The 12,765-nt window shown below is 69.5% G+C and carries 7 protein-coding genes; 2 read left to right on the top strand and 5 right to left on the bottom strand.

Going from position 1 to position 12,765, the window contains the following annotated elements:
• Window positions 1-39 precede the first annotated feature (39 nt).
• Both MED15_RS16580 and MED15_RS16585 read left to right on the top strand, forming a co-directional pair.
• Complete coding sequence (locus MED15_RS16580) at window positions 40-1,983, top strand: trypsin-like peptidase domain-containing protein (protein ID WP_146754646.1); 1,944 nt, start codon at window positions 40-42, stop codon at window positions 1,981-1,983.
• Window positions 1,984-2,078: 95 nt separating this feature from the next.
• Window positions 2,079-4,157, top strand: coding sequence for a sialate O-acetylesterase (locus tag MED15_RS16585; protein ID WP_146754647.1), 2,079 nt, complete (start codon window positions 2,079-2,081; stop codon window positions 4,155-4,157).
• Here the strand turns inward: MED15_RS16585 and MED15_RS16590 are convergent.
• The 5 genes from MED15_RS16590 to MED15_RS16610 all read right to left on the bottom strand — a co-directional run bounded on the left by MED15_RS16590 (window position 4,154) and on the right by MED15_RS16610 (window position 12,732).
• Complete coding sequence (locus tag MED15_RS16590; protein WP_167457662.1) at window positions 4,154-7,609, bottom strand: acyltransferase family protein; 3,456 nt, start codon at window positions 7,607-7,609, stop codon at window positions 4,154-4,156. The two genes, MED15_RS16585 and MED15_RS16590, sit on opposite strands and share 4 nt — an antisense overlap.
• A 1-nt stretch (window position 7,610) precedes the next feature.
• Window positions 7,611-8,942, bottom strand: coding sequence for a lipopolysaccharide biosynthesis protein (locus MED15_RS16595; RefSeq protein ID WP_167457663.1), 1,332 nt, complete (start codon window positions 8,940-8,942; stop codon window positions 7,611-7,613).
• Between the two features lie 26 nt (window positions 8,943-8,968).
• Window positions 8,969-10,036, bottom strand: coding sequence for a glycosyltransferase (locus MED15_RS16600; RefSeq protein ID WP_112725623.1), 1,068 nt, complete (start codon window positions 10,034-10,036; stop codon window positions 8,969-8,971).
• Window positions 10,036-11,001, bottom strand: a complete 966-nt coding sequence (locus tag MED15_RS16605; protein WP_167457664.1) for a glycosyltransferase family 2 protein — start codon at window positions 10,999-11,001, stop codon at window positions 10,036-10,038. Before MED15_RS16605 ends, MED15_RS16600 begins: the two co-directional genes overlap by 1 nt.
• A 90-nt stretch (window positions 11,002-11,091) precedes the next feature.
• Window positions 11,092-12,732 (bottom strand): sugar transferase, encoded by a 1,641-nt coding sequence (locus MED15_RS16610; protein ID WP_244220476.1) that lies wholly within the window; start codon window positions 12,730-12,732, stop codon window positions 11,092-11,094.
• Between the last annotated feature and the right edge of the window lie 33 nt (window positions 12,733-12,765).

Here is a 12,765-nt window from a genome sequence, read left to right on the forward strand (position 1 = left end):
CTCGGTACTATCCGCAGGGCGTCGAGCGGAGGAGTGCCAATGCAGCCGGAGGGCCCATACCGGTTTACCCACATGTTGGGCGGATCGCCGGTGGGTAAGGCGTGGGCCGCTATCGATGGGCAGGGCCGTTTCGCTACCGTGGCGGTGCTGGATGCCGCAGTGGCCGCCGACGTCAAGTGGCGACAATCGTTCGTCAGTGTGGCGAACGCTCTCGCCCAGTCGAGCGACGGCCCTGCGTTCACGTACGCGGACTTCTCCGCGGCGAGCCCGTGGGTCGCGTACCCCGCTGAAGCTGGGCCTGGGGCGGCGCGACTGTTCCAGGCCCTCGGCGTCGAGTACCAGGCGGTTGACGTCGCACCGCAGCCTGTGTCGGGTGTGCCGCAGCCTGTGTCGGGTGTGCCGCAGCCTGTGTCGGGCGTGCCGCAGCCCGTGTCGGGCGTGCCGCAGCCCGTCTCCGGGGGCCCGCCAGCGCCGTGGGCCATCCACGGCAACCCGATCCCTGGCCAGGCGGGCGACTCGACCACCCAGCCCGTCTCGGCCGCCCCGGCGTCGCCCGCTGGCGAAACGGCCTCCGCGCACACGGTTCAGATGCCGGTTGTCCAACCCGGCGTGCAGAGCGAGCTGCCCACGCACGATCCGTTCGCCGCGCCCGTCCGTCGGATCAAGCCGTCCCCGCCACCCAAGCGGCGCACCGGGCTGTGGGCCGCGCTCTCCGCGCTGGCCATGGTTGTGGTTGTGGGCGGTGGAGTCGGCATCTGGGCGGTGACGTCCGGCGACCCCGCAGATCCAGTGCCCACGCCCCCGGTGACGTCCACTGCCTTCCCAGGGGAGGCGAAGGCGCTTCCTGGCCTGAAACCATGGGCGGAGGCCGCCCTGCGAAGCCCCGAGGAACGTGCGTTGGCGGTGGCTGGACCGTCCATGGTGTTCCTTGAAGCAGTCTTCACCGGGTACCTCCGAAACAAGGCCGACAACGCGCTGCTGCGCGAGGGCCCGGTCACCGTCAGCCGGCGCTGCAGCGGGTTTGTCATCAACCACGGTGGTTATGTCCTCAGTAACGGGGTCTGCCTGCAACCGCCGCCCGAGATCCTGCTCGGCGGTGCCCTGAACACCGTGGCCAATGTGCTGGTTTCAGAGGGACGACTCGCCGCGAAGGACCTGGATGCCTTCGTCAGGGACCGACTGAAGACCTCGGCATTCACCGGCAAGGGCGCGGCCGATCAGCCCGAGTTGAAGCTGTACGGACAGCTCAATGTCGCCAAGGGTGACGTGACGGCGGCCCCAGCGGTGAGTGGCGCGGTGGTGCGGACGCTTCCCGTCGAAGCGGGCAACCTCACACTCGTCAAGCTCGCACAGGAGAATCTACCGACCGCTGAGCTGAACCCGTCTGCCGTCGTCGCCGCGGACACCTCCGTCATGCTCCTCGGCTACGACACCACGGATACCACCTACCGGTCCGCCGAATACAGAGTGGAAACCAAGACGGTGACCGTCAGCGGGGTGGACGATCGCTCGGCACTGACCGTCTACCGCGTCAACGAGGACTTGGGGCCCTACTCGAAGGGCGGCATAGCCATCGACCCGAGTGGACGCGTCATCGGCATGGTGGATTCCGACCTGCTGCGCACGGACAAGGCCAACCGCATCCTCGTGCCGGTCTCCACAATGGTTGGTCTGCTCGGTGCCGCAGGGATCGGCAACGATCTCGGCCCGGCCGACAAGGTCTATCGCAGCGGGCTGGAGGCGTACTTCGCCGGCGACGAATCGACAGCCGCGGCACGCTTCGACGAGGCGGCCAAATCGTCGCCGGCCAATCTGCTTGCCCAGTCCTACCGCGAGGCCGCCATGGCGAGCGGTCGGAACGGTGGCACGTCGGACCGACCCGCATGGGCGGTGCCGTTGCTCGCTGGTGCCGGTGGGGCCCTGGCCGTCGGGCTTGTGGTGCTAGTGGTGCTCGTCCTCGGGCGTCGTAGAGGCAGCTACTAGGAGGTCCACGGTTGCCCGGTCCCATCCCCGCATTGGGCCGTCTTTGGTCGGTGCCTCGCCTCGCCTGGGTCGCTGCCGGTGTTGTCGGGTTGCTGGTGGCAATCGTCGTCGCGGTTGACTGGCCACCGTCGCACGGCGGCCGGCCCACCGCCGCCTGGTCGGCGCCGGAGTTCGACGACGCGCAGCGACCGGTGACGCCAGTCGACGACACCGCCTGCTCCGCCAATGCCGGCGGCATGGCCGGGTTTGTTCCAGTTAGTGCCGTCGACCTACCCGAACGGGGGGACGGTCGGCCCCCGGCCCCCGTCTTCGACAAATCCGCGACCATCACCGGCGGATTCGACCGGGTCGGCTACTGCCTCGAACTGGACCGCCCAACCGGCCGACAGTGGGTCTGGACGGCAATGGCACCCTTCACCGACGACGTAAACCGGCTGGGCCTGCCCGACCGATCTGACCCGATCGTCCGGCAGCGCGTCGCCGACCTGGAAGTCGCCACGAACGTTCCCGGGCTTACCACCGGGACCGGGCTCACCGGCTATCTGGAGATCTGGCCCAACAGCTATCGTCCTATCGCCTCCCGCCAGATCCCCGCCGCGTCGACTCAGAAGTACGACGCCGACGACGATCCCCAGATCGCCGACTTCTATGGCTCATTCCAGGTGCATCGTGTGGCCGCGAACCGGCCAGCCGCCGAGGTGCCACAGACGATCCTGGCCGTCAACGGCTTCACCCAACGGGGCCGGCCGCTCTCCCTCGGCATCGGATCGGCGCCGGCCGGCAGCTCCGACTGGACCTTCGCCGACAACGCAGGTGCGCTCGGGCAGCGGCGCCTGACCGTGTATGCCCGCCCAGCCCTCCTCGCCGTCGATCAACATCCTGCGGACCGGCAGTTGTACCAGCGGGACGAAGCGGGCGGCGCGACGGTGCTGGTGGCCGGGCGGGCCGTGAACGCGCAGGCCGCCGCAGTGCGGATGAAGGTCGTCAGCGGCTCCGAAGCCTGGGAGGAGAGTGCGGTGATCCGTCCCGGTGGCGCTTTCTCACTCCGCCACCGGATCTCCGCAGCGCTGCGTACGTACCGGATCGACCTCTATGTGCTCGGCGACGGTGTGCATCGTCGCGTCGCCCGGTGGGAGGGTGTCGTGGCCGGCGACGTGTACGTGATCCAGGGCCAGTCGAACGCTGTCGCGGCTGCCTACCGTGGATCGTCGGGGGACGAGGAAAACGAGTTCATTCGCAGTTTCGGTTCGCCGACCCCGGACCCGAGCTTCTCGGCGGCCGAGCGGAGTTGGAACTACGCGGTTTCCGACATCATCCTGCAGCCTGGGTCGGTGGGTCAGTGGGGGATCCGGACAGCACGGCGGCTGGTGGACGCGTACCAGGTGCCGGTGGCCATCCTCAATGGTGGTTTCGCCGGAAAGACGGTGTCGTACTTCCAACGCAGCGACGTCGACCCCGGGGACGTACGTACCAACTACGGTCGGCTGCGCCAGCGTCTCCTTGCCGCAGGGCTGTTCGGCCAGATCCGGGCGGTCTTCTGGTACCAGGGCGAGGCTGACCGAAACGACGCCGCCGGGCACATGGTCGGTTTCACGAACCTGCTGCGTAACTGGCGTGCCGAGTTGGGCACGGACAGCCGCTACTACGTCTTCCAGGTACGGACGTCACCCTGCGATGACAGCTCGCCTGGCCCGCTGCGAGAGGCCCAGCGGCGGATGGCGGACACGCTGGGGGTGACAGTGCTGTCCACCAGCGGCCTTGCCGGCCGACAGAACTGCCACTTCGCGTGGGAGAAGGGTTACCGGGAACTCGGTGACCAGGTCTTTGCGACGGTGGCTCGTGATCTTTACGGGGGTCCGGCCGCCGGGGTGGCGGCGCCGAACCCCCGGTCGGCGACATTCGTCGACGGCCGTACCCGAGTCGTCATTCAGCTCCGCGACAACGACCGGCTCACCGTCAACCCCGGGGCCGCGGCCGACTTCCGAATCACCCGCAGCGGGGTTGCCGTCAGCCGCGTGGAGTACCGCGACGGTGGCCAGTTGGAGCTGACGCTTACCGGCCCCGCGTCCCCCACGAGCGGCGTCAGCTATGTGGGCCGGACCGCGCCGGGGATCGTCACTGGTCTCGGGGCCGGCCTGCTGGCCTTCCAGGACCTGCCGATCGGTGATGCCTAGCCGCCGGGCAAGGCGGCGGGCGTCGTCAGCGCCTTGGCCAGCAAGGGCCGCAGAGCTGCCGTCAACAGAGGCGCGACGCTGCGGGCGTACTCGCTGGTGATGTGTGACGCGTCCCGCCGTACGACCACGCCGTTCACGAACGCGGGACAACGGTCGTCAGGGGCGCAGAACCACCCCCGGGTCGGCACGTACGCGGATCCCGCTTCGCTCCACACGCGTTCGTCGGCCTCCGCGTACGACTGCCACAGCGCCGGAATCTTCGCCACGCAGTCCTTCGGGCTGGAGAAGCGGGTGGCACAAGCGGTCGGGTTCATCGCCGGAGGCGGGGGCTGAAGGGCAACCACCTCGCCGGCGGGTGAGAGCCACCCCCTCGCCGTCCTGGCCGATGCCTCCCAGATGGGCAGCGAGGGCTTCCCGCCCTCTGCCTGCAGCCGCTGTGCGTAGGTGTTGGTCACGATGACCAGCGCCGGCTTCACGTCGGCGATGAACGACCGCACGATCTCCTTGTGGGCCGGGCAGGCCCGGGTGATGCTGTCGTCGTCGGCGACGGTCGTCGCCGACAGCAGCGGGCAGCCGACGTAGGTCATCGGGTGGACCGTCCAGCCCTGCGGCTCCAGCGCAGCTCGGATGGCCGGCAGCCACGCGACGGCGGTCGAGTCGCCGACCACCACTGCCAGGCGTTGCGGATCGACGTTGACAGCGGAACAGTCCCGGCCGCGCGGCGTGGCCGGTCCGCAACCCTGGGAGTCCTCCCGGGCGAAGCCCTGCCGACCCACCTCGGACAGGGCGGGGGTGACTGGCGGCCACTCTTTCGCCCGCAGCGCCTCCTTGACCTCAGCGGCCAGTGCGGTCTCGCTCGTGAAGGCGGCGGGGTTCGGTGCGGGCGGCCGGGATCCGGGGCCGAATGCGACCACGGTGACCAGGACCACGCCTGCGGTGAGGGCCGCGACCGGTGCGCCCCACAAGAGACCGCGCACCCGGGAGCGGGGGCGGCCCGATTCTCGCGGCTTGCTGTCCAGCCACGAGGAGCGCCGGATCGGGTCCTCCAAGAGGTGGTACGAGGCGACGGACAACAAGGCGGTGCCGGCAAGCACGACGAGTTGCGTCTTGCTGCTCTCTGCCGGCAGCACCGCGCCGATCAGGACGATCAGTGGGAAGTGCCAGAGGTAGAGGGAGTAGGAGATGTCGCCGACATACCGTGACGCGGGATTCGTGAGCGGAAACATTCGCGGCGCGCCGCCGGCACCACCTGCCACGACCAACACCGCGGCGAGCACCGGCAGCACCGCACCCGGGACCGGGAATGGTGTCTGGGGGCCCACGAGGAAGAGGGAGGCGATCAGACCTCCGAGGCCGACCCACTGCATGGCGAGCCGGACCCGGGCCGGTAGGGCCGCCCATCGGTGTGCCGTCAGCGCGATCAGCCCACCCACCGCCAGTTCCCAGGCGCGGGAGAAGGTCGAGTAGTACGCGTCGGTCGGGGAATGTCCGGTCTGCCACAGGCCGAAGGCGACTGAGGCGAGGGCCAGCACCGTCATGATGCCGCCGAGCACCCACCGTGCTTTCGGTGCGGTCCAGCGGAGCCGTTGGGCGGCGAAGCCGAGAACCAGTGTGATCAGGACCGGCCAGACGAAGTAGAACTGCTCCTCAACCGAGAGCGACCAGTAGTGCCGTAGCGGCGACACCGGCCCGTCCGCCTGGAAGTAGTCGGTGCCGGCGGCGGCAAAGCGCCAGTTGGCCGAGAAGAGGCCGGCGGCCAGGGCATCCCAGGCTGTCGCGCGCAGGCGCTCGCCGATGAACAGCAGTGACGCCGCGAGATAGGTGGTGACAAGGACCAGCAGCGCCAGCGGAAGGATCCGCCGGATCCGGCGTCGATAGAAGTCCGTGAAGGAGATCCTGCCGGTCCGCTGGTGTTCCTTCAGCAGCAGGCCGCTGATGAGAAACCCAGAGATGACAAAGAAGACGTCGACTCCGACGAAGCCGCCAGCCGGCCAGTGGAAGACGTGGTCGGCGATCACTACGACGACGGCGAAGGCCCGGAGCCCTTGAATATCCGGACGGAAACTGGAAACGGCGACCGTCGCACCAACTGGCATGGACGTTCCGGGGCTGGTCGGTGGTGCCGCAGCGGCATGATTCCGCCCCGTCAGCCACTTGAGGCTGGTGAGCGGCCCTGGCCGGTCTACCAGGTCCACCGGTCCCGGCACCGAGGTGCGGGCCGAGGATGCGGACACCGAAGCGGTCAGCATCAGCAGCATGGCGATCCAGGTCAGCCCGTCAGCCGACAGCGGGTTCCACACGACTTCGGTGAACGAGTAGATGACAAAGAGGACGAGCGGGGTCTTTGCGGAGAAGGCCCGTCCGTCGACGACTGGTCGGTGCAGCAACGCAGCCAACCAGAGGCCCCACAATGTCAGCGCGACGAAGCCCCCGGAGAAGATGGCCAAGACGTAGCCGGAGTGGAAGAAGTGATGAGGCGCATCGCCGATGTCCCGGAGGTAGTACCACTTCGAGACCCCGACGCCGGTAACCTCCGACCCTGCGATGTAATCGCGAACGTGGACCCAGATGTTGCCACGGTTGCTCAGAGTGGTCTTGGACGCGCTCCAGGTCAGGTAGGTGGCCGCTCCCACGGCGCCGACGACCAAGGCAACGCAGAACGCGAAGTTGATCTGCGCGTACGCTCGCCGCCGCTCGAGGAGCGAAGCGCCGAGCAACCATCCGCCTACCGCTGCGAGGGCCAGGAAACTGGTGCGGGATCCGGTGGCAATGATGATCAGCAGGCAGAACGCCACAGCGGACCACCGCTCCCAGCGACGCAGGCCGGAGACCGCCGCCACCGCCGTGAACGAGGCGATCATGGCAACGTAGTTCTCAGAGTCGTAGAAACTTTTGAACAGTGCCCCGGCCAGCGAACACTTCTCCAACTGCCCGCCGGTGCAGGCTCGCCACGACTGCTCATACAGGGCGGTCGGGATGGTCAGCAGCGCCAGGACCGCCAGCCCGGTGTAGGCCACCGCCCGGACACTCACGGCGGTGCGGGCAGCCATCAACCAGACGGCGAGCAGCACGAGCGCGGCCGCCGCGTAGGCCGGCAACCGCGAACCGTAGAACCCGCTCCCGGTGAGGGCGTCGACGCCGGTGGACCAGGCCAGCAGCGCGCCGGCCATCGCGATCGAGATCCGCAGCCACACGTCGGAAGGGCCGCGCAGAACCGCACGGCCGGAGAGCACCAGCCAGGCCAGCAGAGCGATCAGCAACACGCCGATCAGCGCCGAGCTCTTGTCGCCGACGAGCGCGGGCGCCGCGTTGGTGAGCACGGCGAACCCGATCAGAACGACAGCTGTCGCACGGTCGCCGAAGGCGGCGGCGATGTTCCGCGGGACTCGGACCAACCACAGGGCTACCGCGACGCCACCGACGGTCAGCAGGACACCGAAGATGGTGGTCACGTCAGACCCTTTCTCGGTCAGCTGCCGATGCCGCCTCAGCATCGGCTTCGTGGGGCGGGTCGCGTCGCAGGGCAGCGACGAGGCACCCCCACAGCAGGACGGCGAGCAGAGCGTCGCACACCAGACTCGACACGACCGCACCCTGCCACCCGTACGCCGGAATCAGCCAGACGTTCAGGCCGGCGTTTACCACGCCGACCGCAATCTGGGCCACCGTCCGGCGTCCCTGCATCCGGGCACCGGACAGGGTATCGGCGGCGAGGTAGTGGATCGCCTTCAGTACCAGCAGTGCGCTCAGGCCCTGCAGGGCAAGGGTGGCGGCCTCGTATTCGGGGCCGAAGACCACTGGCATCATCCAGGCGAACGCGACGAGAAGAAGGGATGCCGGCACGCTGAACGCCAGGTAGCGCGGCAGCAGCTTGCGTGTGAGCCGCAGTGCGGCTCGAGGGCCGTTACGCCCGGCCTCGAAGAAGTTGGGATACGCGACCGCCGCCATCGACCGGGCGGGCGTGTACGCGAAGTCGACGACGCGGTACGCCGCGGCGTAGATGGCCGCGCTCTCCGTGGTCCCCAGCTTGGAGAGCATCACCTTGTCGAGATCGTTGTACACGGTCTGAGCGGACAGACCCACTGCGAACAGCATGCCGGTCCGCGCCTGCGCCAACGATCCCCGGACTTCCAGCGGAGTCCGACCTGACCCGCGTAGGCCACCCAGAACCACTGCCACGCACACCACCGTCGACAGCAGCACCGAGGTCACGGCCCAGGCGTGCAGGGTGACCGGGCCGGCTGCCGCGGCCAGCACGATGACCCCGACCAACCGGGAGACCTGCAGCAATGCGGGAATGACGGAGGCGAGCAGGATCCGGCCCCGGGCCTGGACGGAGGCGGCCACCGCCTCGATGAGGCGCCAGGCCACCAGATCGGCGAAGGCCAGACAGAAGAGGTCGATCAGGCTCGCCTGGGCACCCCAGATCAGCGCGCCCGCCGCAGCGACCAGCACTGTTGCACCAGCACCGAAAACCACCGACAGCAGCAGCCCTCGGGCCAGGTGCCGGGCCCACTCGGCGGGCGCGTCGGCATGGCTCTGGAAGATCAGGCTCGGTGCTCCGGCCGACGCGAACGGCGAGATGACCGCCACCAAGGCCGTGATGCCGACGAAGAGGCCGTACGTGTCGATGGGCATCTCCCGCGCCAGCAGCACGAAGAGTGCTCCCTGGGCGAGGGTCCGCAGCAGGGTTCCCACGAAGAATCTGCCGGACTTGCGCAGGAAGGCGTCACCTCGGCGGGGTGCCCGATGACGTGGTGAAGCGCTGCGGTCCGGCTCGCCCACGAGGTCGACTGCTCCTTGGGCGAGGGTCATCGTCGTACCGCCTCCACCCACTGTCGGCTGATCCGGGCCGGATCGAAGGCGACAGAGCGGGCGTGCCAGGCCTTCTCGAACTCGACGGGCCCGGGCCGGCCGACACCCGTCAGATGCCTGATCGCCTCGGCGAGGGCGGTCGAGGTCGGGGCCGTCGTCAGCACGCCGGGCACCAGGTCCGGCACCATCTCGTCGACGGCCGACACGGGCATCGCGGCGACGGGGAGTCCCACTTCGGCGGCCTCCACGAGGCTGAAACCGAAGGTCTCCGCCAGCGACGGGTGGACGAGCAGGTCGGCGTCGGCCAGGAGCCCGCGGACGTCGGGGATCCGGCCGAGGAAGGTCACCCGATCCGCCAGGCCGCGCTCGCGCGCCCGGGTCTCCAGCAGTGTCCGCTCCTCGCCGTCTCCGGCAAGCGTCAGGTGGTAGGCGGTGGGCAGTTCCGCGAGCGCGTCGATCGCGCACAGGTGGTTCTTCAGCGGGCGGAGCGCGCCCGTGGTGACCAGCCGGACCCGTGCCGGGTCGGCGACCGGCCGGGGCGGGACGAACGGCGCGGTCGGCACCGGGTTGGGGATCGTGACGACGCGCGACCCCGAGTGCAGATTGCGCACCGTCCGGGCGACGCCGTCGGACACCGCCACGACGAGCCGTGGCCGGAGGGCACCGAACCCGGACGCGCGGGCGAGCATCCGCACCCGACGGTCGGCCCGCATTCGCTCGGGCAGCAGCGAGTGCTCCCAGGCGATGAAGGTCCGAGATGAGCCAGCCAGAGCCGCCCCGACGGGCACGCTGCCCCACAACCCGCTGGCGACGACCTCCACGTCCGGGGGGAGGCTCCGCAGCCGGCGGCGCAGCGGGGGTACAGCTTCCACCAGCCGGGTGAGCCGCGACCCGAGGTCCAGGGTGTCGACGTTGAGATCGTCGAGCCCGTGCGGAACTCCCCGGGACAGAACGGTCGCGGACACCTCCACGCCGTGACGGGCGAGCCCACGCATCACCAGGACTGCGGCGCGCTCCATGCCGTAGTACGGCTCGAGCTGCGGCAGTACGAAGTGCAGACGCATCAGTGTGGCCGTTCGGTCTCAAGCGGTCGAGTGGGGCTGCTGGTGGCCTTCGACTTGCGCATGGCGACCCGTTCCAGGGTCGATCGGGGTACCAGCCCGAGCGCCGCCAGCACCGCGTTCCGGGCCGACGGAGGCGAGTTGCGGCGGATCGCCCGCACCATCTCCCGCACGCCCTCGCGGTCTCGGGCCTGGAGAGCGTAGCGGAGGGTCTGGGCCGCGATGAAGTCCGAGAAGGTCCCCGGTGCCCACACTCCCTCCCAACGCTGGGCCCAGTGCCACGAGGTACGCCAGTCGGCGCCGGCCGAGATCGACCCGGGGCTGCCCACCGTGTAGATCGCCGTCGCCTCCTTTACCTGGACGATCTTCACCCGGGGCAGCCGGGCGACCCGGACCAGCCAGTCCCAGTCCTGGTGTCGGGGGAGCGTCTCGTCCCAGCGGCACTCGGTCGCCAACTCGTACGTGGTCAGGAGCGTCGACGTGGGCAGTGACTGCCGGCCGATGCCGAGGTGACGGCGGCGGAACAGGTAGTCCTCCGGCAGCATGCCGTCGGGGATCACCTCGGCGGGGGCCGGTGTCGGCAGCGGCTCGGCGCCGTCCTTGCGTTGCAGGATCCGGGATGACACGACGGGGCGGAACCCGGCCGCCGCGACCCGCTCGAGCGCGGGCACCTGTGCCGCCAGTTTGGTCGGCAGCCAGGTGTCGTCGTCGTCGAGGAACGCGACGTGGCTGCCTGGGATGGCGTGGGTGACTCCGAGGTTGCGGGCGTACGACCCGCGTCGGCCGCCGCCGGTGCAGACCACCCGGTCGATGTGCTGCCCCAGGTTTCGCACCGTCTGCGGCACCTCCGGGGTGTCACAGACGACCACGATGTGTACGGATGTGCCCTGCTGGGATCGGGCGGAGAGCACCGCGTCGGCGATGCTGGGGCGGCCCGTGGTGGGGATCACGACGGATACGTTCGGCATTGCGTTCTCCATGCGTTGGGGGTACGACCGGCACACCGCCGCCGGGTACGGCCGTAGCCGTACCCGGCGGTGTGCCGGTGCGTTGGCGGATCAGCGGCCGCCGGCGCGGAACACCTCGGTCACCGTACGGAGCACCACCTTGACGTCGAGCCAGAGGGACCAGTTCTCGATGTAGAAGTTGTCGAAGCGGGCCCGGTCGGAGATCGGGGTGTCGCCGCGCAACCCGCTGACCTGCGCCAAGCCGGTGAGCCCGACCGGGACGCGGTGGCGCATCGCGTACTGGGGGTATTCGGCCGAGAACTTCTCGACGAAGTAGGGCCGCTCGGGCCGGGGACCGACCACGCTCATGTCGCCACGGAGGATGTTCCAGAGTTGCGGGAGCTCGTCGAGGGAGGTCCTTCGCATGATCCGACCGATCGGCCCCACCCGACGGTCGTTGGCGATGGACCAGTTGGTCTGCGACTCGTGCTCGTCGACGGGGCGCATGGACCGGAACTTGATGATGTTGAAAGGTCGGCCGTGCCGACCGATGCGCTCCTGGTAGAAGAAGATGCCGGGGCCGCCGTCGATGAGCGTGGCGACCGCGCAGATGAGGAGCACCGGGCTCAGCAGGAGCAGCGCCACCGAGGCGAAGGCGATGTCCGACGCGCGCTTGAGTGCGGACTGCGGGCCGGAGAGGGTGATGTCGCCGATGCTGACGACCGGGACCGCGCCGATGTGGTCGCCGTGCGAACGGGACCCCCAGAGGGGGGTGGCTGCCCACAGGTCGCACTCTGCCGTCCGTGGCCGGGCCAGGATCTCCATGAGAGAGGTCTCGGAGCAGTTCGCGTCCGCGACGATCACCACGTCGCACTCGCGCAGCCGTACGAGGCTGTCGAGGTCGTCGAGGGATCCGATCAGCGGCAGCGCCGACGGGCCGTCCGGGGTGTCGACACAACCCACGAAGCGCAGGCCGTACTGGGGGTAGCGGCGCAGGAGCCGGGCGAGTTCCACGGCGGTGGGGCCACTGCCGACGATGATGGTGTTGTGCTCGACCCACCGGCGCTTGCGAGCGACGATGGCGAATTCGCGGGTGACAGCCCGCCCGAGGATGACCAGCCCTGCCGACGCGGCGACACCGCGGGTGAAACCGAAGACGTACTCGGCGGATTCGTGGCGCATCGCCGCGACGATGGCGACCGCGGACGCCGCGGCCAACAGACGCCCGCAGAGGCTCGGCACCTCGTCGAGGAAGCTCACGTGCCGTCGTGCCCGGTAGAGGCCGCCGCTGGCGAAGACGATCACGGTCAGGACCGTCATGGCCAGGGTGCCGCGCCAGTACTGCTGAGTGACAAGCAACGGCGTCAGCAGTGCCAGGACGTCGACCGGCGCGGTCATCATCCAGGCCCGCAGCCACCGGGTCCTTGTCGAGGCGCGCGAACCGGCGTAGGGCAGGACAGCTGTCGTGTCCAGGCCGGCGCGAGACTCGTGCTTCTCAGGCGCAGGCGCAGGCGCAGGTGCCGGTGCTGGCGAGGCCGAGCGCCGGTCGGCGGGCGACGGGACGGCCGGGGTCTGGTAGCCGGAAGGCTGGTAGCCGGCGGGCTGGTAACCGGGGAACTGGTAGGCGGGAGGGCGACTCCCGCCGCGGCTCCCCTCGTCGTCCCCCTCACCGTCGCCCTGGGCATCGGTGGCGTTGCCGTCGCGGTCATCGGCCGGTACCGGCCGATGCCACATGGCGGGCTGATTGGACATTGTGGACCTCCCCGTGAGGACCGGCTGACCTGG

Source organism: Micromonospora noduli, from assembly GCF_003264475.1.
Lineage (GTDB): Bacteria > Actinomycetota > Actinomycetes > Mycobacteriales > Micromonosporaceae > Micromonospora > Micromonospora noduli.